Genomic DNA, 25,205 nt, shown 5'->3' on the forward strand with positions numbered 1-25,205 from the left:
TCAATTTACTTAAAAGGGATTGTAAAAACAAGTGTTGCGCCGTTTTTTATATCTTTTTTTGCCCAAATTTTTCCGTTGTGCTTTTCTACAATTTGCTTTGTTATCGCCAAACCCAAACCACTTCCTTCTGGTTTTCTTGTGTTTTGGTCTTGTGATTGATAAAATTTATCGAAAATATAAAGAAAATCTTCTTCTAAAATTCCTTTACCATTATCTGAAACTGAAATTTCTATAAGTTGATTTCCTAATTTATAATCGACTATAATTTTGCCCGTTTTAGCCTCACAAAACTTGATGGCATTAGACAATAAATTAGTTAACACTTGAAGAATACGATCTTCATCATAACTAAGCATAAAAGAATGCACATTATTATTTACAATTTGAACTTCTTTTTTTGCTGCAATTTGAGAAATACTAGAAATTGCTTTTGCAATTGTTCTCTGAATATCTTGTTCTTGTAAGTCTAGCAATAAGCCTCCTGTTTCTAACTTTTCAAAATCTAAAATATTATTAATTAAGCGTCCTAAACGGTCAGAATCCTGCAAAATATTCTTTAAAAACTGCGCTTTTATCTCTTTGGGCATATCTTCATCATCCATAATAACTTCAGTTGCTGCTCGTATACCTGTTATTGGAGTCTTTAGCTCATGTGCCACAGTGTCTAAAAACTCATCTTTCTGTCTGTCTTTACTAATTAACTCCTCGTTAGCTTCTTTTAATCGGGATGTTAACTGAGATAACTCGTTTGATTTTTCTAGAAGTACTTTATTACTCACAATATTTTCTTTGGATTCTTCCAAAATCTTTAAAACCTCAACCAAACTAATCTGCTCCTCCTTTACCACACTTGCAATTAATATTTTTGCTGAAGCCGAACCAATGCTTCCTGTTAAGAGTTTTTCAGAAAAGTTAATTAAACGCGCATCTGCCAACTGTGTATCTTGTGATAATTCATACTTTGTAAAAAAGATTCTCAGCGCACGTGCCGCTCTTTGCTCTCCTAAAAATCGGGCTAAAACATTTTTAATATCTGTTACATAAGCTTCACCTTTCCATACCAAGGCACTATCTTGAAGATTTGTAAAATTCTTACTATCCACAAACATTTCCGCGTAATTACGCTCTCTATAATTTCCTTTAGACATTAACGAAAACGTTAAATAACAAAATAAATTTAGAGTCATACTCCAGAAGAAAGCATGTGATGGCGGACTTAAAAAATCGATTCCAAATAAAGCATAAGGCTTTAATGCTTCAATTCCCAACAATCCGTATTGGCGAAAATCATCCGTACCAGAATACACTTCTAATGTAAACGGTAACACCAAGGTATATATAGCAATACAAAACCCGACAATCATACCAATAATTGCTCCTTTTGAAGATCCACGATTCCAGTATAAACCAATAAAAAACGATGGTGCCAATTGAGAAATAATCACAAATGAGATTAAACCAATAGAATATAACGATAAGGCTTTTGAAAACAAGACATAAAAGAAATACGCTGTAATAATGATGGTAAAAATAGAAATACGACGAATGGTCTTAATGTATTTGGAATTACGCTCAGGTTGATTTTTAATAAATTTATCCAGAAAACCATATGGAATCACCAAATTATTACTCACCATGGTAGACAAGGCTAATGTTGACACCACTACCATAGAAATCACCGCTGAAAAGCCACCTAAAAACACAAGTGTTGCCAAAAAGGTATTGCCGTGTTCTAAAGGCAATAACAAGGTATAATATTCGGCATTTTCTGTAGAACCAAAAGAGAGCTTTCCTGCCCAAGCAATAAAGATGACAAAGCTATTAAACAACAATAAATACAATGGAAACAACCAAATCGCTTTCTTAAGATGCTTCTCCCTGTTATTTTCCAAAACAGCAACCTGAAATTGTCTTGGCAATAAAAACACAACCATAAACGACAAGGCAATCATAAAAAACCAATTAAAGCCATCTTCCACCTTACCGAGTGTCGTTAAGTCTTTAAAGTTATCTGATACAGAAATTTTTTCATAAATATCAGAAGTGCCATCAAACAAATAAAATGTAATATAAGTCCCGATGATTAGAAAGAAAATCAATTTCAATATAGATTCTAATGCCACAGTAGCGACAATCCCTTTATGTTTTTCAGAGGCATCTGTATTTTGAGTCCCAAAAAATGCTGCAAATATCGCCAGTAATAACGCCACATAAAATGTAGAGTCATCAATAACAACCGTTGAGATATAACTATTATCTCCAGATATAATTTCAAAGGTTTCTGAAACAGCCTTTAACTGTAAAGATATATACGGCAAGGTTCCAAACAAGCAAATTACTGTAACCAAAGCACCCAAAAACCTATTATTTCCGTAGCGTAAAGAAATAAAATCAGCAATTGATGAAATTTTATGATGTTTTGAAATTCTTATAATTTTCCGAAGCAACACAATCCACAAAGGTGCTGCAATTACAGGACCTATATAAATGGGCAAAAAATGAATTCCCGAATTTGCAGCAATACCAACACTTCCGTAGTATGTCCAAGCAGAGCAGTAAACAGCCAAAGACAATGTATAAACGTATGGGTTATTTACCCACTTACTTTGTCGTTTTTTTTCAGCAAGAAAAGCAATGTAAAACAACACCGCTAAATAAATGATAATAATAAAAACTAAGGAGTAACTATTCATAGTGACGTTTTAAAACGATGTACGAAACCACAATAGATATTACCCAAAACGTAAATAAGGAAAAGTATAATATTGGAATCCCAAATATGGCGCCTTCAATATTAAAAATGAGGACAAAAGGAATATTAAACACAAAAAACAAAGCGATAGATAAAACTACTAATTTTTGTTCGTGACGTTTTTTCATGAATTCGTAATTATAAGCAGAAACAACTAAATATCTACTAATATAAGAAATCAGTATTACAAAAATTGCAATACTGATTCTCTAACTAAATAAAATTAAAATAATGATCTATAAAAATTTTACAAACACTATTGTTTTAATGGTCTTGAGCTTCACCAGCTCCAGAAGGTATTCTAATACTTTCAACCATATCTTGAACCTCTTGAGGTGGTGCTACTGATACTCTGGAAATCACAACAGAAACTACAAAATTAACGCACATGGCAATAGTTCCGAAACCTTCTGGCGATGTACCAAACCACCAATCTTCACTGGTTCCACCACCAAACATATCGAGCTTAAAGCGCATCATGTAATACATCATCAATGTAATACCAACAACCATACCTGCAATAGCTCCTTCTTTATTCATTCGTTTATCAAAAATGCCTAAAATAATGGCGGGAAAAAAGGAAGCGGCTGCGAGCCCAAAGGCGAGCGCGACGACGGCGGCGACAAACCCTGGCGGATTAATCCCAAAGTAACCCGCAATTAAAATCGCTACAAAAATTGAAATTCTTGCTGCCATTAATTCGCCTTTATCAGAAATATCTGGTCGTAATTGCTTTTTAATTAAATCGTGTGAAACTGATGTTGATATAACTAATAACAATCCTGCAGCAGTTGATAATGCTGCCGCTAATCCACCTGCTGCCACCAAGCCAATAACCCAGTTTGGTAAGTTAGCTATTTCAGGATTTGCCAATACCATAATATCTCTATCAACATATAACTCATTTACTTCATCACTATTATTGGTAACGAGACGCTCACCATGCTCACCTCTTGCCTCTGCATATTCTGGTTTACTACTCGACAATGAATTTCCGGCAACATATTGAATTTTACCATCTCCGTTTTTATCAGACCAAGCAATTAAACCTGTATTTTCCCAGTTTTTAAACCATACAGGAATATCTGCATAACGCTTATTACTCACCGTTTCAATTAAATTGGTTCTTGAAAAAACTGCTACAGCAGGAGCTGTGGTATAAAGAATTGCAATTAAGAATAAAGCATATCCAGCAGATTTACGAGCATCTTTTACTTTAGGCACTGTGAAAAAGCGAACAATAACGTGTGGTAAACCTGCAGTACCAGCCATTAATGCTAAGGTAATTGCAAAAACATCCCATGTACTTTTAGTGCCACTTGTATATTCATGAAACCCTAATTCGGTATGTAATGTATCTAGTTTATCTAATAGAAAGGCGCCACCTTCTACTTTACCTCCCATTCCTATTTGAGGAATAATATTTCCTGTCATTTGAAATGAAATGAAGAATGCTGGTACCATAAAAGCAAAAATCAATACGCAATATTGAGCTACTTGTGTATATGTAATACCTTTCATACCTCCCAATAAAGCGAATATCAAAACGACTGTCATCCCAATAAGAACACCTAAGGTAATATCTACTTGTAAAAATTGAGAAAATACAATTCCAACTCCACGCATTTGACCTGCTACATAAGTAAATGATACAATTAAAGCACAAATTACGGCAACAGTCCTTGCCGTGTTAGAATAATACCTATCTCCAATGAAATCAGGCACAGTAAACTTTCCAAATTTTCGAAGGTAAGGCGCCAAAAGCAATGCTAACAACACATAACCTCCTGTCCATCCCATAAGATAAACAGATCCATCATAACCTGCGAATGAAATAATACCCGCCATACTTATAAAAGAGGCCGCACTCATCCAATCTGCAGCAGTTGCCATACCATTTGCCAATGGAGATACTCCTCCACCTGCAACATAAAATTCTTTTGTTGAGCCTGCTCTTGCCCATATTGCGATTCCGAAATACAGCGCAAAAGTAATGCCGACCAATAACCATGTCCATGTTTGTACACTCATAATATTTTTATTTAATGTTGTTTGTTATGGCTTACTCGTCGAAACCGTATTTTTTATCTAGTTTGTTCATTAGTCTTACGTATACGAATATTAATACCACGAATACATATATAGAGCCTTGTTGAGCAAACCAAAACCCGAGTTTGAAACCTCCAAGTTTAAACTGGTTTAACTCTTCTCTTAAAAGAATGCCACATCCAAAGGACACCACAAACCATATGGTTAGAAGTATAAATAAATACTTCACATTTTCTTTCCAGTACGCTGTTGCGTGTTTCTGCTTATCACTCATAGTTTTTTTCGTTTTATAGATAAATCATAGCTTGAAGTGAAATCGTATTTGCATCCATTTCACCAAAACTCTGATTCATGTATTCTAATGTTAATTTTGAATTGTGCCCACTCATATACGCATTGATTCCTACACCTAAGGTAGACCTGTCATCATCAATAGCATTATAACTATGAGTTCCGTAACTGAGGTAAGGTTGAAATCTTGTCTTTAGTTTGTCTCCATTTAAAACATAACCAACATGACCATAGAGCATACTTCCTGTTCCGTAAACTTTGTATAAATAATTTTTTCCGTAGTTGTTATTCTGATAAACCGCATAAGCTGTAATAGCACTTCCGTTTTCACCAATTGGTGCATCGTAAAAAGCATCTACTGCAAATATGGATACATCTTCTCCAACAATAACTGTACCTGTATTTATCACAGCACCTTTAGGATGTAGAAAGAAACCAGCACCAATATTGAATACTTTTTTCTCACCTAAATAAGTTCCAACTTTGTAAGGTAAAAAGTTAGACTCTTGATCTAAAAAATGGTAATCAAAATAACCAGCATAAGTTTTTCCTGCTGCTTTAGATCCAAGACTAGAACGTCCATTGTAAACCGCAGCACCATCAACAACAGCTGTTTGAGTATCTAATGAAGCCACAGAAGCATCATTAATAGCTACTCGATATTGCAGCTTATTGAAACTTCCTTTCATAAAGACTCCTAAATGTCTCGCAAATTGGTCTGATAAACCAAGAGTTGCCCATGACTGACGATTGTTATCTAGCGTCATGATATTTAGCGTACTCTGATTGTTTAGTCTTGAAATTCCATTAAAATAATGTAAACCACCACCTACAGTATGATTTTCACCTAAACTGTATTGTGCCCAAACATCGTGAAAGAAAAGCTGAGATCCGTCACCTTCACCGGTTGGACTTAAGGTAGTGCTCGTTAAACTGTTTAATCCAAAATGTGTAAGAATTAAAAAGTCTTTGTTGATTTGAGCAAACATTAAAACCCTAGCGCGACGTAAATTGAAGTTTAACTTACTGTTTTCATTACCATTACCATCAAAAGTTTTATCGGTATTGTAATTGGCTTGAACTTGCGCCCAAGAAATTAATCGGAGATATTTTGAGCCATCTTCGTTGAATTTAAATTTAAGGCCACCCGAATAATCAGGTGAACCTTGGGCAATCATAAATTGAAAGAACATTATAAACAGTCCTATCAACAAAAAAGTTGATTTCTTCATGGTTTAAAAAAGATTAGTTAGTACTTAAATTAATTCTGTGTGCCCTACTAAGCTCTTAAAAACATCTGTTTAATTAATAATTTATATACTTATTTGCTAATTTGATATATTAATCCTTAAAACGCTCCCATTTAATGAGCATAAATTTATCTCCCAACTCAGTCACAACAACACCTGCACCTTTTATATTTTCAGTTTCTAAAAAATACTTACCAAGTTCATTAGCATTTAAAATCTTATATGTTGGATGATAGTTTGTATTATATGGGCGCTTAATATTGTATTTTTTCACCCAATTCATCACACTTACATGCGAAACCCCAAGAATCCTTTCAATTTCTCTATAAGTAAGACCTTCTAAGTAAAGCTGCAATGACTTATTAACGTAATAGTCGTCTATCTTCTTACCTATTTTATTAACCGTAAAATAATAGTTGCATTTTTTACATCTATACCGCTGTCTTTTATTGACAATCCCGCTTTTAACGTACTGATCGCTACTACAATTTGGACATAAATCTATAGTCATATATATTTATTTAGCATAAATATATCAAATTAGCAATAAAAATAATTAGGAATAGTTAAAATATTTCATTTTTATTAAAAATAAACCCTAAAACTTATCATATTAGCTGTAATTTGAAATAAAATTATGAAAACACAAAAAGCCCACATACATAGTATATGGACTCTTTAGATATATATTCTTGAAGTTATTCGTCTTTCATATTAAAGTAAGCGTTCTCTTCTTCGGTTAGTAATCGCGAATGAATTAAAAACCTGAGTCCCAAAGGAATCTCTAACGAAAAACTCGCTCCTCTACCTTCCGTAACGTCTACAGTTAAGTGGGTATGTTTCCAATATTCAAACTGATCTTGATTCATATAAAAACTAACCCCTTCAACTTCACCTAAACGTATATCACTTTCATCTAGATACATGTCTCCTTTTTCAAAAATCATTGGCGCAGAGCCATCACAACAACCTCCACTTTGATGAAAGATTAATTCACCATGTTTCGCTTTTAATTGTCTTACAACCTCTGCAGCTTTATCTGTTATTTCTACTCGTTTCATAATTTATGGTATAAAAAAAAGGCTGAATTACATCTATTAATCCAGCCTTAATCAGCTATTAATTAACTTCTAAAAGAAGCCTAATTTGTTCTTATCGTAAGAAATTAACATGTTCTTGGTTTGTCTGTAATGACTCATCATCATTAAATGATTCTCTCTACCAAACCCAGATTTCTTATAGCCTCCAAATGGTGCATGAGCAGGATAAGCATGATAACAGTTTACCCAAACACGACCTGCTTTAATCGCTCTTGGTATTTGGTATAATTGGTGAGCATCACGTGTCCAAACTCCAGCTCCTAAGCCATAAAGCGTATCATTTGCAATTTCTATAGCTTCAGCTTCATCTTTAAACTTTGTCACACACACCACTGGACCAAAAATTTCTTCTTGAAATACACGCATTTTATTGTGACCTTCTAAAATTGTAGGCTTAATATAATAACCGTTAGCCAAATCACCTTCTAATTTATTAGCTTCTCCACCTGTTAAAACTTTAGCCCCTTCTTCTCTTCCAATTTCAAAATAAGATTGTATTTTTTCATATTGATCATTAGACGCTTGTGCTCCAACCATAGAATTCACATCATAAGGACTTGTTTGCACAATAGCCTCTGTTCTTGCTACAACACGCTCCATAAACGCATCATAAATATCTTCTTGCACTAAAATTCTAGAAGGACACGTACAAACTTCACCCTGATTAAAGGCAAACAAAACAGCTCCTTCAATAGCTTTATCTAAAAAGGCATCATCTTCATCCATTACACTATTAAAGAATACATTTGGGGACTTTCCACCTAATTCCATGGTCACTGGATTTAAGTTTTTAGAAGCATATTGCATAATTAACTGTCCAGTTGTAGTTTCTCCTGTAAAAGCCACTTTATCCACTTTAGAACTCGACGCTAAAGGCTTTCCGGCTTCTGGTCCAAAACCATGAACAATATTTAATACACCTGGAGGAAACACATCTGCAATTTTCTCCATTAACAATGTTGCAGATGATGGAGTTTGTTCTGCAGGTTTTAAAACCACACAGTTACCAGTTGCTAAAGCAGGAGGTAATTTCCACGATAACATTAATAAAGGAAAGTTCCATGGAATAATTTGACCAACCACACCTAAGGGCTCTTTAATATTCATAGACAAGGTGTTCTGATCTAATTCTGTAGCACTGCCTTCTTCTGACCTAATACATGCTGCAAAATAACGCCAATGATCTACAGACAAAGGGATATCGGCATTTAAGGTTTCACGAATTGGCTTACCATTATCACAAGTTTCAACAACAGCGAATTCTTCTAAATTAGCTTCAATAATATCTGCTACTTTATTTAAAAGCGTAGCACGTTCTGTTGCTGAGGTATTTCCCCAAGCCTCTTTAGCTGCATTTGCTGCATCAACAGCATTTTCTATATCTTCTTTTTGCGATCTAGGATATTTTGCAATTAATGTGCCATCTACAGGAGAGGTGTTTTCAAAATATTCTCCACCTACGGGTGGCACAAATTTTCCATTAATAAAATTGAAATACTTTTCTTTAAATTGTGGTTTAGAATAACTCATACCTTAACGTGTTTATTTATTAGTTTATAATTTTAATAGCCAAAAAACTGACTATTTAATAATTTTGATAAAGTTATTTTATCATATTCCAAATAACTTGAACATATTTATTATATTTTTGAACATATCTATTATTAACAATTTTTAAGACTATTTTTTTGTAATATTGAATATGAGCAACTTATTATCTCAACATAAAAGCCATAGAAAACTAACTACTTTAGTAGAGAATAGAACGACTTATAATGCTGAATATGCAGAGCTTAATATTTATGAAACACATGCTATAGCAGAAAAAGTATCATTAAAATTTGACTTCCCTATTATTGCAAGTATGCTCACCGGAAAAAAAGTAATGCACCTAGAAGGTTTTGATGCTTTTGATTTTTTCCCTGGAGAATCTGTTGTAATGCCAACTAATAAGGAAATGATCATTGATTTCCCTATCGCAACTAAAAACAAACCAACCCAATGCTTAGCTCTAGGAATTGATGCCTTTAAAATAGAAGAAGTTGTAGGAAAATTTAATCACAATGTGGCTATTGAAAATGAAAACAATAATTGGGATTTAGACGAATCTGCATCACACCTTATAAATAATGTTGATGTCAACCATTTAATAGAACGACTAACTTACACATTTACAAACACTAATAAATCCAAAGATGTCTTATTAGATTTAATGATTCAAGAATTAATTATAAGATTACTTCAAACCAAAGCCAAATCTCTAATTACTAATGACACTCATATTTTTACAGATACTAGAATCGGGACTGTCATTAAATTCATTAAAGAAAATTTAACCAATAAGGATATCTCAGTAGACCAATTAGCAGAGAAAGCTTATATGAGCACCTCTCATTTTCACAAACAGTTTAAAAATACTTTAGGCATCTCTCCCATTGATTATATCAATTCAGAAAAAATTAAATTTTCTAAAAAACTCATCAAAACATCTCAGAATTTAAGAATGTCTGAAATTGCATTTAAATCGGGATTTAACAACACCAGTTACTTTAACCGACAATTTAAAAAAATGGAAATGATGACACCTCATCAGTTTAAAGCATCTATAAGTAAATAGATCATCTATTTTAATTTTAGCAAACATTATCACATATTAAGGCAATTATCTTTTTATTTCTAGCATGGTTAATTATATTAGCATTCTAGACACCCCTTTTACATGATCAAAAAACTACTTGCCTGCGCTTCTATCCTCTTGTTTATTTCCATATCCCATAGCCAACGAAAAATAGAACCAGACGCTTCCGATATTGCTAAAGCCAAAGCTCTTAAAGAAAAATTTGACCACAAAGACGACGAGATAGCACTCGAAGAAAGTACTGATTATGTCACCTTTGATTTTGATAGCAGAAACAAAAAAGTAACGGTTAATCATGATTTAAAAGAAAAAATGATAAACATGATTTCTCGTGCTGATATTCAGAAGTATTCTTTTTATAATGACCAATCTACAATAGAAGAATTCGAAATCTTATATAAAAATAACAAAAGTGCTGGTTTTTATATTAAAGATGAAGCCTCTATAAGTAGCGATTTATTTCATGTAGATTCTAGAGTAAAATTTACAAATGTAGATTTTCCGTTGCAAGGATACCGTTACGGCACTCATATTTTAAAGACTTACAAAGACATTAAATATTTTACCAAACTCTATTTTAATGATTCTTATCCGATTGAAAAAAAGGTGATTTCTGTTGAAATTCCCGATTGGTTAAACCTTGAATTAAAAGAATTAAACTTTGAAGGTTATACTATTGAAAAAACCATAACACCCAACTCAAAAAACAAATCTAAAATTTACACTTACACTTTTAAAGATGTACCTGCAATGCATAAAGTTTCAAATGCTCCAGGACCAACTTATGTATATCCTCATTTATTAATCTTAGCAAAATCGTACACTAAAAAAGGTGAAACTCAACCAATATTTAACTCTACTCAAGACCTTTATAATTGGTATAAATCTCTGGTAAACAGTTTAGAAAACGACAATACAGATCTAAAATCTAAAGTTACAGAACTAACCAAAGATGCTAAAACCGACGAAGAAAAAATAAAAAATATTTATTATTGGGTACAAGACAACATTAGGTATATCGCCTTTGAAGATGGTATCGCTGGATTTAAACCAGACGAAGCAGCTAATGTGTTCAACAAAAGATATGGTGACTGTAAAGGCATGGCAAATTTAACCAAGCAAATGCTAATTGAAGCAGGCTTTGATGCTCGACTAACTTGGATTGGCACCAAACATATTGCTTATGATTATTCTACCCCAAATTTATCAGTAGATAATCACATGATTTGTACTTTGTTTAAAGATGATGACATCCTATTTTTAGATGGAACAGAAAAATTTAATGCTCTTGGCGAATACGCCGACCGTATACAAGGCAAGCAAGTTTTAATTGAAGACAACGATGCCTTTATTTTGAAACACGTACCAACAAGCGATGTTGCTTTTAATAAAGAATTCTACAATTATCAACTCACTTTAGATAACGAAACACTAACTGGTAAAGTAAAAAAGGAATTTAATGGAGAAAGCAGATCTAGTCTCTTATACTACTTTGATCAGTTAAAAACAGATAAAAAAGATGAATTCTTAGAAGCTTATTTAAGTAGCGCTGACAGCAACAGAAAAGTGAGCAACATTACCACATCAGATTTAACTAACAGAGAACTTAACGTTACTATTTCCCATGATCTTACGGTAAAAAATGCCGTTTCAACCTTTGACAACTCTATATACATAGATCTCGATTTGGATAAGGAATTTAGTAATTACGAATTAAAGGAACGTGATGTGGACTTTATATTCAGTTCAAAAAAATATTTGGAATCTACAACAGAATTAAAAATTCCAAATGGCTATAGCGTTACTCACCTTCCAAATGACATTGAGGTGTCAAGTAATAATTACGACTTATCCGTAAGCTTTAAAAATGAAAACAATACGTTGACATACAAAAAGCTATTCCAAATTAAGAATGCAAAAATCGAAACTAAGGATTTTGAAGAGTGGAATACATTTATAAAAGATCTCAACACCCTTTACCAAGAACAAATAATCCTTACTAAAAATTAAGGACACCAAAAGCACATGTTTACACCAACGGCATGTAATATTAAAAATTAAATAAATTAAAACACATGAAAATTAAAGGACTAACCGCTTTCCTATTATTTTTTTCTATTTCTATTTTTTCACAAACTAAAGAAGAATTAGCAGCAAAAGACTTTTTTTGGGGAACAAACGACACATATAAAAATGTTACAGAAGTACCAAAAAAATGGACTAACGAATCTGCTGTAATACTATACAAAAACGAAAATTACGATTTCCATAAATTTGGAAAAAACGTAACCTACACAAGCTCCATAAGACAACGTATAAAATTATTAGACAAAGCTGCCGTAGAAGAGTTTTCAGAATTTGCATTTAAAAAACGTTTTAGATCAGATAAAGGTCGTTTTTCATGGAAAGAAAAAGGGAACAATTATATTGGTGTAAAAATTGTAAAACCAAATGGTACTGAAATAGAGATTGATGTTGAAGAAGAATCTGTTGAAGTTGATGGTGAAACCAAAGTTGCTATTGCTAATTTAGAAATAGGAGATATTATTGATTACTATTTTTACCGATTAGAACCCTTTAAAACAACTTATGCTTTTGGATTTAATCCCGTTGAAACTTATTTAGGTGAGGAATATCCTGTCGTAGATTTTAAGCTGTTTTTTGAAACTGAAAATGATTTTTTTATCAATTTCAACTCTTTTAATGGAGCGCCAAAGTTAACTGAAATTCCAACAGAAAAACGCAGTATAAGACGTTATGAACTTGTCGCCTCAGATATTGAAAAAATTCAATCTACTCGTTGGTCTTATCCACTTTTAGAATTACCATCTTATAAATTTCAGGTCTATTTTGCAAGATCTGGGAAGTTTGAAGATAGAGCCTTAGCCTTTTTACCAGAAAAAGAAGATATTATTAAAACATCTGTTTCAAAAGACGAAGTTTTAGAACTTTATGACAACCGCTTTAAACCAGACGGAGATGTTGGAGATGTTAAGCGCTTCTTTAAAAAGAAAACCTTTGCAAATGATGCCGAAAAAGTAACTGAAGCTTATTATTTTATGCGTCATTATTACTTAACACGTTTTGTGGAAGCTATGATTGTAAAGGATGCAGAAATCATGAGCTATCCGTTTATGAACTATGGTAATCCTGTGTTTATTCAAAATCAGAAACAATTTGTACGCCATTTCACAGAATTCTTAAAACGTGAAAAAATTAAATATGAAATTGTCGTTGCTAAAAAACGCTATGATGGTAGTATTGACGATTTATTAATTGAAAAAAATGTCAACGTACTTATTAAAGTAAAAACCGCTACTCCTCTTTATGCTGAGCTATTTAGTATACACACTAATATTAATGAGTTTTCACCTTTAATAGAAGGTACTGATGTTTACCTACTTTCTCCAACTAGAAATAGAATTGATGTCATTGAAAAAGGAAAGCTTCCTGTATCAAGACATTTAGATAATGAAACAAAAAAAGATATCACCGTTAGTTTAAATGATGATTTCTCAGGAATGAACCTTACATCTGTAAACAGTTACAAAGGGCATTCTAAAAAAGACGAACAATATGAGCGTTTAATGTTTACGGATTACGTTACCGAAGATTACGCGAAATACGAAACCGCATCATTTATAGAGCTTATTAAACGTAAAAAAGATAAAATTAGATATAAAAAAGAGTTAGATGCTGTAGCCGAAAAAATTAAGGCAAAACAAGTGGAACGCTTTGAAAAAAGTGCCAAGGCAGAGTTTCAAGTTGAAGACATTGAAGATTACACATACGAGATTAATGAGACAGGACGTTACGCTTTAGATTCATACCTAAAGTTTACCGAAAGTTTTAAAATCAAAAATGCATTAATCAAAAAAGCAGGTCCAAACTATATTCTTGAAATAGGAAAACTTATCGGAGGTCAAATAGATCTTGAAGAAAAAGAACGCCAACGTACTTCAAACATATATACGACTAATGCAAGAAGTTTTAATTATAACATTACATTAAACATTCCAGAAGGCTATACTGTTAATGGTTTAGATAAATTAAATAAAACTATTGATAATGAAACTGGAGCTTTTATAAGTAGCGCTAAAGTTGAAGGAAATCAACTTATTATTAGCACTTCTAAACAATACAAGCACAATTTTGAACCTAACACTAATTGGAGCAAAATGATAGCATTTTTAGACGAAGCAAATCAGTTTACTAATGAAAAAATATTACTGAAGAAAAAGTAATTTTTTAGAAACAATTTAAACGACCTCTTATAATTTATCTCCAATTATAAGAGGTTGTTTTTTTTAACTCAATTTTTATCTTGTTTTAGTTGACTGATATAACGTTTCAATTCTTTAATTACTCTTGGTGCTAAAAGAATTGTTGCAACCATTGTTGGAATTGCCATTAAAGCAAACACACCATCAATGAGATTAATCATCATACTTAAACTTGTAGTCGCTCCAATAAGAATACTTAAAATATAAAAGTAATTATAATAATGTTTTTTATCGGCTCCAAAAAGAAAGGACATACATTTAGTTCCATAATAAGAATATGAGAATAATGAACTCATACTAAAAACGGCAATACAAATTAGTAATAAGTATTTACCGTAGTTTGGCATTACATCTGCAAAAGCAGAAGCCGTAAGACTAACACCATTATCAGAAGTAGTTTCCCAAACTCCAGTCACCAAAATAGCCAAAGCCGTTAGTGTACATACAATTATTGTATCTATGGCAGGTCCTAGCATTGCCACCAAACCTTCACGTATAGGCTCGTCCGTTTTTGCTGCTCCATGTGCCATTGGCGCAGTACCAATTCCGGCTTCATTAGAGAACGCTCCACGTTTAATACCATGAAGAATTAAAGCGCCTAAAACACCTCCTAAAAAAGTATCATCTTTTGGATAATAATTAGCGGCAAAAGCATCTGTAAATATCAGTTTTAAATAATACAATAGCACATCGCTATGTGCCACAAGAATAACAATAACCAACACAAAATACAAAGCCACCATACTAGGCACTAAACGCGACGCTACGTTTCCAATACGCTTAATACCACCTAAAATAACTAAAGATGTAATACTTATTAAAACAGCACCTATAATTAGGTTCGATTTCAACCCTACTTCTACTCCATTTGGAATTAATAAAATATCATTTAAGGCTTGCGTCAATTGGTTCACATTAAAAACAGGCAAAGCACCTATAAGACCACAAAAACTAAAAAATATAGCTAAAGGTTTCCAAGATTTACCTAAACCTTCCATAATAAAATACATTGGACCACCTTGAATTTCTCCAGCACTATCCTTACCTCTATACATAATCGCTAAGGTTGATGTAAAAAATTTGGTAGACATACCAACCACTGCGCTAATCCACATCCAAAACACAGCACCAGGTCCGCCTACAGATATGGCTACAGCAACACCTGCAATATTTCCCATACCAACAGTTGCCGACAATGCTGTTGTTAAAGCCTGAAAATGTGAAATTTCACCAGGGTCATTTGGATCATCATATTTTCCGCGAAGCACATTCAAAGCGTGACCTAAATACCGAAAAGGTAAAAAGTGAGACCGTATTAATAAATATAAACCTCCACCAATTAATAAAATAAGCAAAGGCAAACCCCAAGCTAATGATGAAAAGTCACTGAGTAGTTGATTTAAAAATTCCATAGATGATAAATGTAGTAAACGGTTTGAATTTATGGTATAATGTTTACAATTAATTTAACAACAGAAATGTAAGTTACTGATTTTAAAATAGTAAAACACCAACTTTACTTATCAGTGGCTATAGCCCTTTAAAATAAAACAATATCTTAATGCTAAACACAAGTCCAAAAAAGTATCACAGTATTTTATTCCAACTCTAAAATAGTACATTTGCATACCAACCAATTTTAACTTGAGCGCAAACCGTTTATATTTTATAGATGCCGTAAGGGCATTCGCTATCTTAATGATGCTACAAGGGCACTTTATAGATACACTGCTAGAAACTTCATACAGAAGCCATAATTATACTGCGTTTAAAGTTTGGGAATACTTTAGAGGAATTACCGCACCTACCTTTTTTACAATTTCGGGACTTATTTTTTCATATTTATTGATACGAGCTAAACAAAACGGAACAATAAAAAAACGTATGCACAAAGGTATAATACGAGGCTTAATGCTAATTAGTATTGGTTATTTGTTGCGTGCACCTATTTTTGAATGGCTAATGGGTAAATTCTCTAATTATTTTTTAGTTATTGACGTACTGCAATGCATTGGCCTATCACTTATACTCATTGTATGCATCTATAAGCTCACCTTAAAAAAAACGTTGTTATTTTCAATCGTAATGTTACTTTTAGGTTTGGCCATTTTTATAACAGAACCTTTGTATCGTTATTTAGAATTACCAGAAGTTCCTATATTAATATCAAACTATTTATCTAAGGCTAACGGTTCTATTTTTACCATAATACCTTGGTTTGGTTATGTAGCCTTTGGTGCTTTTATAGCCACATTATTTTATCGTTACGTCGAACGCCCAAAATTTAAAACAGCTATTGTCTCTGGTTTTTTCGTCTTTGGAATTGCACTCATTTTTGGGTCTTCTGAAGTATTAATGAGACTATATTACGCTTTAGACATTTCAATTTTAAAAGAGGTTGCTTATTATAATTATTTGTTTACTCGCCTAGGCAATGTACTAATTCTGTTCTCTTTATTCTATTTAGCAGAAAACTACATCAAACAACCATTAATTCTAAAAATTGGTCAAAAAACGCTATCTATTTATGTTATTCATTTTATCATCATTTATGGTAGTTTTACAGGTCTTGGACTGCATCAACTTATTGGCAAAACTTTAGAACCTTGGCAAGCTGTTATTGGTGCCGAACTATTTCTTTCTGTAGTTTGTTTTATCTCGTTTTATTACGCTAAGACTAATGAATTTGTCTATTCTAATTTGCAGAAAATTATTGATAAAATTAAGAAATATACACGTTAGATTCCTTTAGTTTATTTATTTTTATAATTATAAAAATGGTTAGCAAAATGAAAATTCACCAATTAACAACTCTAATCCTTCTATTAAGCTTTTTCTCTTGTGACAGAATAGCCAACAAAACAAAAGAAGGAATAAACAGAGGTGGTGAAGTTGTTGGAGAAAGTGCCACGGAGTTTTTGAAGGTGTTTCTGAAGGAGTTGACAAAACATTGGAATGTAAAATTATACTTTCAAATGACTTACAAAAAAACGGCATAAAAACTGGTGCTTACGTTATTGATAGTCAATCTAGCAGCAATAAAAATAAACTCACCTTATATATCATGTTTGATACAGATTTTAACAAGGAAGTTATCGCTAAAGCTTATAACAAATCTGAATTGGAAATCGGTAGAGCAAAAACGACAATACAAGGACAAGAAGGTGATGCTGGTTATTACACGTTTTTGTTTAACAAACAGACTGACATCGGTTTTAGAAATACAATTATCATCGAATAAAGAAGCTCATCTCATTATGGATGACCTTTCTCTTTTATGGCAATTAAATCTCATTCGAATAAAAGAATATAAGCTAAAAGCACTCCGTTTCATTTCATTTGTTTGTAGCCTAAATTTCAATTAGCTTAGCTTTTCTTAAATTACAAGCAAATACTATTTATGGGTTTTACCGACGCTATTACCGCTTTAGTACCATTTTCAGAAGATGAATTAAATGATATCCTAAATCATTTTAAAACGAAAGCTGTCTCTAAAAATGAAATTCTAGTTCATGAAGGTGAGGTATGCAAATACTTATACTTTATAGAACAAGGTATGTGCCGGAGTTATTACCTTAACGAAAATCAAAAAGACATTACGCAATGGTTTTTTTCAAATGGTAAATTTATGTCTAGTGCTGATAGTTTTTTTCAAAAAAAACCTAGCTTATATTACTTAGAAGTCCTTGAAGATTCTGTTTTATATTTCATCTCTAAAGACAACTTAGAAATCTTATTTTCAAAATATCCCAAAATGGAAAAATTGGGCCGACTCGTCATTACCGAAATGTTAAGCAATGTTGTTCATAAACTCAATGCCATTCAGTTTCAAACTGCAAGAGAACGCTACGATTATATGCTGGCTGAATTTCCTGATATTGCCTACCAAGTTTCACTAGGTCATATAGCATCTTATTTAGGCATGGCACAGGAAACCTTAAGTCGTATTAGAAACCACGATGCTAGCCATTAAAACCTCATATACACTCACTTTTTGATATAAGTCAAAAATAAATTCCGAATACATTAATATCTTTGTATAGTAATTAAAAGCTATGCAAAATGAACCTAAAAAAAGTCATACTAAATAGTATCATCATTACACTTATTGGCATATCTCCAACGGTCATTTCGGCACAAGAGTTAGACCCAATTTTAAATGATTTAATCCACAAAGGACTTCAAAAAAATCACACTATAAAAAGTAATCGTATTGAATCAGAACAAGCCAAAGTAGATCAACAAATGGCAAAATCTGTTTTCTTACCTAGAATCACCTTTAGCGGAAGCTATACGCGTTTAAATGACGACATTACTTTTGACGATGACACCAAAGCGTTATTAATAGAAACTCAAAAACTTATTATTAAAGATGCTATAGGTCTGCCTTTTAATTCGCCTTTTCCTGAAGATATTCCATTACAGGAAGCCGCCAACTTGCAGGACAAGAATATCCTAAAATCCTCTGTGGACTTAGATTGGGTATTATTCAGTGGTTTTGAAGCTAGCCATGCACTTAAGGCTAGTAAACATAAAGAATCTTCTTTACATTATGTAGGTCTAGCCGAAGCCGATAAAATCGCTTTACAAATTATTGAAACTTACGATAAATTAGCACTTGTAAAAGCCTCAAAAAAAGTTTTAACCACCACAGAAAACTATTTAAATGAGCAAACTTTTTATGTCAAAAAAGCCATTAAAAATGGTTTAGCGACACCAATTAGCAGAAAAAAAATTGAACTCGCCCAACAACAATTAAAAGCTAAACAAATCGATTATGAACATAAAACCACTCTATTAATAGAAGTGCTTCATCAATTAACAGGAGAACCCAAAGCCAACTTGCGATTACTTAGTCCAGAATTACAATTGTTTGCATTTAACGCCGCTTCAGACACAAAAAAACGAAATGAAATTAAGGCCTTAGAAGAAGCTGAAAAAGCCACCAACTATAAGGCAAAAATGGAAAAAAGTAATTTTATACCTAAGGTTGCACTTAAAGGCCATTATGAGTTTATTGAAGATAATCTATCCTTATTAGATCCCAAATGGTTTATAGGCGCAGGTATTAAATGGCATGTTTTTGATGGTAACTCATCACGATTAAAAAGTAAAAAAACACGACTAGAAAGTGAAAAACTAAAAGAACAGATTGATGATGCCAACGAAAAAATTGCCTTAAGTATTACCAAAGCACAATTAACTTACGAAGCTGCCATTGAAAACACTAAGGTGGTTGAAAAAGAAATTGAATTAGCTCAAGAAACTTATAATTTAGTTAATCAACAATACAAAAATAATTTGGCTTCAATCAATGAGGTTCTCGATGCTTTAAACGATGTAGAAAAAGCCAATTTTAAACTGCAAGAATCATTCTATAATGAGCGAAGAGCTGTTACAGAACTGCTTCATGCTAAAGGTATACTTACATATTAATTCAATAACGCTATACAATGAACACTTATAAAACTCTCATCTTCAGTTTTTTTACACTGTTACTCCTTCAATCGTGTAAGCACGACCCAATTACACCTTTAAGGGGAAAAGTAAAATTTGAAACCATTGCTGTTAGTAGTAAAATACCTGGACGTATTAATGCCATATATGTTGAAGAAGGACAAACGGTAAAAAAAGGAGATACTTTAGCTTTGCTTAATATTCCTGAAGTGAATGCTAAACTACTACAAGCTAATGGTGCAATTACAGCAGCACAAGGCCAATTAAGCATGGCTCATAATGGTGCCACATCCGAACAATTAAATCAGATTGAAGGTCAATTAGAAGCCGGAAAAGCCCAATTAGAGTTTGCACAAGAATCTTACCAAAGGCTACAAAACATGTATCAAGACTCTTTAGTTAGCCAACAGCAATTTGACGAAGTAAAAATGAAATTAAAAATGGCAAAAGCTCAAGTTGCTAGTTTAGAAGCCAAACGCGATGAAGTAAAAAAAGGAACACGAACTGAACAAATAGAACAAGCTAAAGGACAATTAGAGCGAGCACTTGGAGCAAAAGAAGAGGTACTTTCGGCTTCAAATGAACAATATGTCATTGCGCCTGCAGCTATGTCTATAGAAACTATTAGCTTAGAAGAAGGCGAATTATTAACGGCTGGATTTACCTTATTCAACGGTTATAAAACAGAAAGTGTGTATTTCAGGTTTACAGTTCCGGAATCAAAAATTTATGATTTTGAAGTCGGAAAACACCTCACCATAATTAACCCATACACTAAAATAGAAACCACAGCTAAAATCGTTGCGATAAAACAATTGGCGCAGTATGCAGACATAACAAGTACAGCACCTCTGTACCAATTATCGGAGTCTATATACGAATTAAAAGTTGTACCAACAGCCGATGTTTCTGAACAAAAGTTTTTCAGTAATGCGACCATGCTCATAAAAAATTAGGTAATGAAAACATTTATAAGCTTACTTAAAATTGAGTTTAAACGCATTTTTTCAAATGGTGTTTTACTTGCTATTTTTTTTGGTGCACCTATTGGCTACGGTATTTTATTTGGCTATGTATACCAACAAGCAAAAGTTGTAGATTTACCTATTGTTATTGTAGATCAAGATCAAAGTCCAACAACAGATAAAATTATTGATGCTTTTGAAGATAATGAAGTGTTACTTGTTGTAGATGTACGGTCTTCTGACGTCAATATTATAAACGAAATGCCTGTAGAACAATATGCTGCGGTTATTACCTTACCTTCAGATTTTGAAAAAAATATTCTACAGAAAAATCATCCTGAAGTACGTATTGATCTTAATATGGCTAATATTTTAAATGCCAACACGGCAAGCAAAAATATAAGTTCGGTTTTAATGACATTAAATGCAGGCATAGAAATCGAAGGACTTAAAAAGCAAGGCCTGCATCCTACACAAGCAAAAGCAGCTTATGAAAGCTTTAAAATAAATTTTAACAAGCTCTACAATTCTACAGGGAACTATGTTACGTTTATGCTACCAGGTTTACTAGCTGCAATTATGCAACAGGTTATTTTCCTAGCAATGGCATTGGTGTTTTCTAGAGATTTTGAAGATGGCTACTTTATTACCTTAACAAAAAAAAGCAAGTCTTCATTTTATCATGTTATGTTAAAAGCCACTCCATTTCTTATAATGCTTCCTATAATGTGGTTATTTGTTAGTATGCTCTTTCCGTATTTTAATATTACAGCAGCTATTTTTAATATCCCAATGCTAATTTTAACCCTATTATTAACACTAGCTTCTATGGGAATTGGTATGCTCTTTTCTATTGCCATACCAAGTCAGCTAAAAGCTACAGAGTTATTAATGGTTATTTCTACACCAGCATTTATACTAAGCGGATTTACATGGCCAACGATAGCTATACCAGATTTTATTACTAGCATAGCACAATTTATTCCTGTGACACAGTTCTTAAGTGGTTTCAGAACAATTGCTTTTTACGATGGAGATGTTTCGGCTATAGCTTCGGAAATTAAAATGTTAATATTAATAATTATTGTCACTTTTATTGCGATGATTGCACTCCTTCAATTTAAAATTAACACCTCTGTAAAAAAACAAAACATGGCTTAAAAACTACTCAGAATTAAAACCTAAAAGTAGAACCGTATTAAATTTATAGCTGATTATAGTTTTTGAAGTATTATGAGATAATCTACAGACTATAACAAATTACTTAACCATAAAAAAGGCCAACTCATTATAGATAATCTTTCTTTAGCATAACAATTAAATTCACTCTGATGAAAGAATATGAGTTAATAGCATTCTACTTGCGTACTTTTGTAGGGAATGGCTTTACACCTCTTTAAACTAATTGTAATCCTATGGAACACATCGTTGAAAAATTTTATACAGCTCTAAGTAATTGTGATGGCCCAACCATGATATCTTGTTATCATAAAGACATCGTTTTTGAAGATCCTGCCTTTGGAACATTAAAAGGAGAACGTGCTAAAGCCATGTGGTTAATGTTATGCGAATCGCAAAACGGAAAAGGATTTAACGTTGAGTTTTCAGCCATAAAAGCTAATGACAAATCAGGTTCTGCACACTGGGAAGCTATTTATAATTTTAGCAAAACAGGAAGAAAAGTACATAATAAGATTGATGCTAAGTTTGAATTTAAAGATGGTTTGATAATTAAACATACAGACAAATTCAATTTACATAAATGGGCCAAACAAGCTATGGGAATTAAAGGTTTTTTCTTTGGAGGGATGACCTTCTTTAAAAACAAGCTTCAAAGCCAAACCAATTATACTTTAGATAAATACATAAAAAATAAAAAAGCCATCTAACGAATTAGATAGCTTTTGGGACAATGTTTCTTTTTAGGGACTTGGAGTTTACTTTATGTTTCATTGCTATTTTTAACACTTCAAAATTAATGCCAAAACGTTAAAGTACGGTCTATTAGCTGTATTCTTTTACCTTTCCTACAACTCCTTTAAAAAAGGATTTCATATATTTAAAATCTGCCTCAATATTGTCAGTAGGATAAAATGGTTCTGACACCTTATTCTGTTTATTCTCAAAATCAAAAGTGTACATTATAATTGGAACATTGGCTTTTTTTGCGATATAGTAAAATCCTGTTTTCCATTTTTCTACTTTTTTTCTAGTCCCTTCTGGTGATAATGCCAACCTAAACTCATCTTCTCCTTCAAATAACTTAGCTATAGTTTCTACTTTATTTTGACCAGAAGTTCTATCTAAAGCTTTTCCACCTACTGCTCTAAAGTAATAACCAAATGGCCATACAAAAAGCTCTTTTTTTCCAACAAAATTAGTTTTTACTTGTGTTACACTCCTTAATAACAGAGACAAATAAAAATCGACCCAACTGGTATGCGGTGCAGCAATAATAACAGCTTTCTTAATGGTATCTTTAGAAAAGTTGGTATTACCAACCACTTTCCACCCCATGATTTTAAAATATATAATTTTAGCTAACCAACGCATCTAGCACTATTATTTTATTAATATTTAATAATTTTTTAAAGTGTTATGCCGATACAATTGACTTTAAATAAAAACTAAAATGATTTTAATGAATACACTTAAAGCCGTATCGGTATTACATTTTTTTGTAGAGCTCCAATAGCTTTTCTCTAGTAATAACCGTTCTCCAGTTCTTACCAATGGCATTTTCCCATAGTGGCTCTAAACTCAAAGCAACATCTATCATAATATCAAACTGATCTTGTTCTAAATCGGCACAAATACCTTGTGGTAATTTAATATTATGTTTGGCTTTCATCTGTTTAAAAATGGCAACACCTTCTGGATAATATTCTTCTAAATGATCAAATACAATACAATTTCCAATACCATGTTTTACTCCTAAAAGGTAACCTAAACCATAACTCATAGCATGTGCAACACCAACTTGCGAATAGGCAATACTCATACCTCCATGCCAAGATGCCATCATTAATTTGTCTTGTGATTCTTCAGGACTTAATGAGTCTCCTAAAAATATTTCCTTACAAAGTTCATATGCTTTTTCGCCATAACTTTGGCTAAATGCATTTAAATATGTTCCTGTAAGCGACTCTACACAATGCACAAAACAATCCATACCAGTGTAAAACCACTGATCTTTTGGAACATCTTTAGTTAATTCTGGATCTAATATCACTTGGTAAAAAGGGGTATGATCACTGTTAATACCAAGTTTACGAACAGGACCAGTTAAAATTGTAGTCCTAGACACTTCTGCGCCTGTTCCTGAGATTGTTGGAATTCCTACATGATAAATTGCAGGATGTTTAATTAAATCCCAACCTTGATAGTCTTTAGATTCACCTTTATTGGTAAGCATTAAAGATACTGCTTTTGCAATATCTAAAACCGTACCTCCTCCAATACCTATGATACCTGACGGCAGCTCACTATATTCTAATATAATATCTTCTACCAACTGATCTATTTGATCTGTTCTCGGTTCCTCTTTGGTAGGTATATATATTATTTTATCCTTGTAGGATAATGTTATACGAGAGGTTAACCAATGATTGCCTTTAAAGACATCATCAACATAAAATATAAATGGTGCGTTTCTTCCTTTGCGCTTTGGGGCGAGAATCTCATCGAGTTGATTAAAACTTCCTCGTCCAAAAACAACTCTGGACACCATTGGATAATTTTTGAATATCATTTACTTTATATCTTTAACAAAAATAATAACTTAGTTTATATTTAATAACTATTTAAATGAAATTGTAATTTTTCATTAAATAGTCCAATATGATAGCCATCTACCAAGGCGTGATTAACACTGATAGCGACTTGCATTTCTTTTTTTGACTCTACACGTTCCATTCTGCTAAACGCTAATTTTGGTATAGAGTCTTTATCTCCTTTAAACGGTTCTTTATGACCTATAAAATTGACCCATGGCAAAGATGAACAATGCACACAATCCATTGAATTTACAGGTGGAAATAAATCATTAGAACCAAATATTCTTTCTTTTTCTTTTAAAAAATTATTCTGAAATTTAAAAATATCTTTATCATAGTTTACAAACGAGAACCCAAATGTTTTATTAGGTCTTAAAATTGTTGGTGATGCATGAATGGTATCAAACATAACAACCTCGTTAGCTTCATTTATTCTGTATTTTAGATTTTCAACATCATTTATGGCCTGCATTGTGGCATGTAAATAGGTCACAAAAAAAGATGTTACATTATCGTGTGAAAACTCATAAGCATTTGTGACATCTACTTTAAATGTAACCGCAAAATAAGGGTCTACAAACGTATTAAAGAACTCAAAATGAGCTTGCCTATTCCATGTATGCTTATCTAGTATTTTCAATTTT

The 25,205-nt window shown here is 32.5% G+C and carries 23 protein-coding genes; 11 read left to right on the plus strand and 12 right to left on the minus strand.

What is annotated here, in order from left to right; translation table 11 throughout:
* Window positions 1–5: 5 nt before the first annotated feature.
* From VDP25_RS02515 to VDP25_RS02550, 8 genes are all read right to left on the minus strand, one after another.
* Entirely contained in the window at window positions 6–2,693 is a 2,688-nt protein-coding gene (locus VDP25_RS02515; protein ID WP_334466458.1) for a sensor histidine kinase, read from the minus strand.
* Entirely contained in the window at window positions 2,686–2,880 is a 195-nt protein-coding gene (locus tag VDP25_RS02520) for a hypothetical protein (protein WP_215925923.1), read from the minus strand. The genes VDP25_RS02515 and VDP25_RS02520 overlap by 8 nt, the downstream gene beginning before the upstream one ends.
* A gap of 136 nt (window positions 2,881–3,016) precedes the next feature.
* Window positions 3,017–4,783 carry a sodium:solute symporter family protein gene (locus VDP25_RS02525; RefSeq protein WP_334466462.1) on the minus strand — a complete coding sequence of 589 codons (1,767 nt, stop codon included), beginning with the start codon at window positions 4,781–4,783 and terminating at the stop codon, window positions 3,017–3,019.
* Window positions 4,784–4,814: 31 nt separating this feature from the next.
* On the minus strand, window positions 4,815–5,075 hold the full coding sequence (locus VDP25_RS02530; RefSeq protein WP_215925927.1) for a DUF4212 domain-containing protein: 261 nt from the start codon (window positions 5,073–5,075) through the stop codon (window positions 4,815–4,817).
* A 13-nt stretch (window positions 5,076–5,088) separates the two neighbouring features.
* Entirely contained in the window at window positions 5,089–6,324 is a 1,236-nt protein-coding gene (locus tag VDP25_RS02535) for a hypothetical protein (protein ID WP_334466466.1), read from the minus strand.
* 109 nt (window positions 6,325–6,433) lie between these two features.
* Window positions 6,434–6,853: an IS1/IS1595 family N-terminal zinc-binding domain-containing protein gene (locus tag VDP25_RS02540; protein ID WP_334466468.1), complete on the minus strand. Its 420-nt coding sequence runs from the start codon at window positions 6,851–6,853 to the stop codon at window positions 6,434–6,436.
* 187 nt (window positions 6,854–7,040) lie between these two features.
* Window positions 7,041–7,403 (minus strand): DUF779 domain-containing protein, encoded by a 363-nt coding sequence (locus VDP25_RS02545; RefSeq protein WP_334466470.1) that lies wholly within the window; start codon window positions 7,401–7,403, stop codon window positions 7,041–7,043.
* 69 nt (window positions 7,404–7,472) lie between these two features.
* A complete protein-coding gene (locus tag VDP25_RS02550) occupies window positions 7,473–8,972 on the minus strand; it encodes an aldehyde dehydrogenase family protein (protein ID WP_334466472.1) in 1,500 nt (499 codons plus the stop codon).
* A 172-nt stretch (window positions 8,973–9,144) separates the two neighbouring features.
* On the opposite strand from VDP25_RS02550, the gene VDP25_RS02555 reads away from it, so the two are divergent.
* From VDP25_RS02555 to VDP25_RS02565, 3 genes are all read left to right on the plus strand, one after another.
* Entirely contained in the window at window positions 9,145–10,059 is a 915-nt protein-coding gene (locus tag VDP25_RS02555; RefSeq protein WP_215925937.1) for an AraC family transcriptional regulator, read from the plus strand.
* Between the two features lie 102 nt (window positions 10,060–10,161).
* The gene (locus tag VDP25_RS02560) at window positions 10,162–12,090 is read left to right on the plus strand and encodes a transglutaminase-like domain-containing protein (RefSeq protein ID WP_334466475.1); all 1,929 of its coding nucleotides are present in this window, start codon (window positions 10,162–10,164) and stop codon (window positions 12,088–12,090) included.
* Between the two features lie 65 nt (window positions 12,091–12,155).
* The gene (locus tag VDP25_RS02565; protein ID WP_334466477.1) at window positions 12,156–14,324 is read left to right on the plus strand and encodes a hypothetical protein; all 2,169 of its coding nucleotides are present in this window, start codon (window positions 12,156–12,158) and stop codon (window positions 14,322–14,324) included.
* Window positions 14,325–14,392: 68 nt separating this feature from the next.
* Here VDP25_RS02565 and VDP25_RS02570 read toward each other — a convergent pair whose 3' ends face one another.
* A complete protein-coding gene (locus VDP25_RS02570) occupies window positions 14,393–15,775 on the minus strand; it encodes an alanine/glycine:cation symporter family protein (protein ID WP_334466479.1) in 1,383 nt (460 codons plus the stop codon).
* Window positions 15,776–16,007: 232 nt separating this feature from the next.
* Between VDP25_RS02570 and VDP25_RS02575 the strand changes: the two genes are divergently transcribed.
* From VDP25_RS02575 to VDP25_RS02610, 8 genes are all read left to right on the plus strand, one after another.
* Window positions 16,008–17,105 (plus strand): heparan-alpha-glucosaminide N-acetyltransferase domain-containing protein, encoded by a 1,098-nt coding sequence (locus VDP25_RS02575; RefSeq protein WP_334466483.1) that lies wholly within the window; start codon window positions 16,008–16,010, stop codon window positions 17,103–17,105.
* A gap of 47 nt (window positions 17,106–17,152) precedes the next feature.
* Window positions 17,153–17,362, plus strand: a complete 210-nt coding sequence (locus VDP25_RS02580) for a hypothetical protein (RefSeq protein ID WP_334466487.1) — start codon at window positions 17,153–17,155, stop codon at window positions 17,360–17,362.
* Complete coding sequence (locus tag VDP25_RS02585; RefSeq protein ID WP_334466490.1) at window positions 17,314–17,604, plus strand: hypothetical protein; 291 nt, start codon at window positions 17,314–17,316, stop codon at window positions 17,602–17,604. The genes VDP25_RS02580 and VDP25_RS02585 overlap by 49 nt, the downstream gene beginning before the upstream one ends.
* A 159-nt stretch (window positions 17,605–17,763) precedes the next feature.
* The gene (locus VDP25_RS02590; RefSeq protein WP_334466493.1) at window positions 17,764–18,336 is read left to right on the plus strand and encodes a Crp/Fnr family transcriptional regulator; all 573 of its coding nucleotides are present in this window, start codon (window positions 17,764–17,766) and stop codon (window positions 18,334–18,336) included.
* A gap of 89 nt (window positions 18,337–18,425) precedes the next feature.
* Window positions 18,426–19,799: a TolC family protein gene (locus tag VDP25_RS02595; protein WP_334466495.1), complete on the plus strand. Its 1,374-nt coding sequence runs from the start codon at window positions 18,426–18,428 to the stop codon at window positions 19,797–19,799.
* 17 nt (window positions 19,800–19,816) lie between these two features.
* On the plus strand, window positions 19,817–20,776 hold the full coding sequence (locus VDP25_RS02600) for an HlyD family secretion protein (RefSeq protein ID WP_334466497.1): 960 nt from the start codon (window positions 19,817–19,819) through the stop codon (window positions 20,774–20,776).
* A gap of 3 nt (window positions 20,777–20,779) precedes the next feature.
* Entirely contained in the window at window positions 20,780–21,946 is a 1,167-nt protein-coding gene (locus VDP25_RS02605; RefSeq protein WP_334466500.1) for an ABC transporter permease, read from the plus strand.
* A 254-nt stretch (window positions 21,947–22,200) separates the two neighbouring features.
* A complete protein-coding gene (locus VDP25_RS02610) occupies window positions 22,201–22,674 on the plus strand; it encodes a nuclear transport factor 2 family protein (protein ID WP_334466503.1) in 474 nt (157 codons plus the stop codon).
* Window positions 22,675–22,789: 115 nt separating this feature from the next.
* On the opposite strand, the gene VDP25_RS02615 is transcribed toward VDP25_RS02610, so the two are convergent.
* From VDP25_RS02615 to VDP25_RS02625, 3 genes are all read right to left on the minus strand, one after another.
* Entirely contained in the window at window positions 22,790–23,338 is a 549-nt protein-coding gene (locus VDP25_RS02615; RefSeq protein ID WP_215925961.1) for a 1-acyl-sn-glycerol-3-phosphate acyltransferase, read from the minus strand.
* A 115-nt stretch (window positions 23,339–23,453) separates the two neighbouring features.
* Window positions 23,454–24,536, minus strand: a complete 1,083-nt coding sequence (locus tag VDP25_RS02620; RefSeq protein WP_215925963.1) for an iron-containing alcohol dehydrogenase family protein — start codon at window positions 24,534–24,536, stop codon at window positions 23,454–23,456.
* Between the two features lie 41 nt (window positions 24,537–24,577).
* Window positions 24,578–25,201, minus strand: a complete 624-nt coding sequence (locus VDP25_RS02625) for a CatA-like O-acetyltransferase (RefSeq protein ID WP_334466510.1) — start codon at window positions 25,199–25,201, stop codon at window positions 24,578–24,580.
* Window positions 25,202–25,205 lie beyond the last annotated feature (4 nt).

The sequence above is a fragment of the Winogradskyella sp. ECml5-4 genome, from assembly GCF_036903175.1.
Taxonomy (GTDB): Bacteria; Bacteroidota; Bacteroidia; order Flavobacteriales; family Flavobacteriaceae; genus Winogradskyella; species Winogradskyella damuponensis.

Excerpts from the sequence above, each read along its gene's own strand:
- VDP25_RS02615 (WP_215925961.1), bottom strand. The coding sequence starts at position 23,338 with ATGCGTTGGTTAGCTAAAATTATATATTTTAAAATCATGGGGTGGAAA.
- VDP25_RS02545 (WP_334466470.1), bottom strand. The coding sequence starts at position 7,403 with ATGAAACGAGTAGAAATAACAGATAAAGCTGCAGAGGTTGTAAGACAA.
- VDP25_RS02565 (WP_334466477.1), top strand. The coding sequence starts at position 12,156 with ATGAAAATTAAAGGACTAACCGCTTTCCTATTATTTTTTTCTATTTCT.
- VDP25_RS02560 (WP_334466475.1), top strand. The coding sequence starts at position 10,162 with ATGATCAAAAAACTACTTGCCTGCGCTTCTATCCTCTTGTTTATTTCC.
- VDP25_RS02530 (WP_215925927.1), bottom strand. The coding sequence starts at position 5,075 with ATGAGTGATAAGCAGAAACACGCAACAGCGTACTGGAAAGAAAATGTG.
- VDP25_RS02595 (WP_334466495.1), top strand. The coding sequence starts at position 18,426 with ATGAACCTAAAAAAAGTCATACTAAATAGTATCATCATTACACTTATT.
- VDP25_RS02515 (WP_334466458.1), bottom strand. The coding sequence starts at position 2,693 with ATGAATAGTTACTCCTTAGTTTTTATTATTATCATTTATTTAGCGGTG.
- VDP25_RS02570 (WP_334466479.1), bottom strand. The coding sequence starts at position 15,775 with ATGGAATTTTTAAATCAACTACTCAGTGACTTTTCATCATTAGCTTGG.
- VDP25_RS02535 (WP_334466466.1), bottom strand. The coding sequence starts at position 6,324 with ATGAAGAAATCAACTTTTTTGTTGATAGGACTGTTTATAATGTTCTTT.
- VDP25_RS02525 (WP_334466462.1), bottom strand. The coding sequence starts at position 4,783 with ATGAGTGTACAAACATGGACATGGTTATTGGTCGGCATTACTTTTGCG.
- VDP25_RS02550 (WP_334466472.1), bottom strand. The coding sequence starts at position 8,972 with ATGAGTTATTCTAAACCACAATTTAAAGAAAAGTATTTCAATTTTATT.
- VDP25_RS02600 (WP_334466497.1), top strand. The coding sequence starts at position 19,817 with ATGAACACTTATAAAACTCTCATCTTCAGTTTTTTTACACTGTTACTC.
- VDP25_RS02540 (WP_334466468.1), bottom strand. The coding sequence starts at position 6,853 with ATGACTATAGATTTATGTCCAAATTGTAGTAGCGATCAGTACGTTAAA.
- VDP25_RS02520 (WP_215925923.1), bottom strand. The coding sequence starts at position 2,880 with ATGAAAAAACGTCACGAACAAAAATTAGTAGTTTTATCTATCGCTTTG.
- VDP25_RS02610 (WP_334466503.1), top strand. The coding sequence starts at position 22,201 with ATGGAACACATCGTTGAAAAATTTTATACAGCTCTAAGTAATTGTGAT.
- VDP25_RS02580 (WP_334466487.1), top strand. The coding sequence starts at position 17,153 with ATGAAAATTCACCAATTAACAACTCTAATCCTTCTATTAAGCTTTTTC.
- VDP25_RS02620 (WP_215925963.1), bottom strand. The coding sequence starts at position 24,536 with ATGATATTCAAAAATTATCCAATGGTGTCCAGAGTTGTTTTTGGACGA.
- VDP25_RS02590 (WP_334466493.1), top strand. The coding sequence starts at position 17,764 with ATGGGTTTTACCGACGCTATTACCGCTTTAGTACCATTTTCAGAAGAT.
- VDP25_RS02605 (WP_334466500.1), top strand. The coding sequence starts at position 20,780 with ATGAAAACATTTATAAGCTTACTTAAAATTGAGTTTAAACGCATTTTT.
- VDP25_RS02555 (WP_215925937.1), top strand. The coding sequence starts at position 9,145 with ATGAGCAACTTATTATCTCAACATAAAAGCCATAGAAAACTAACTACT.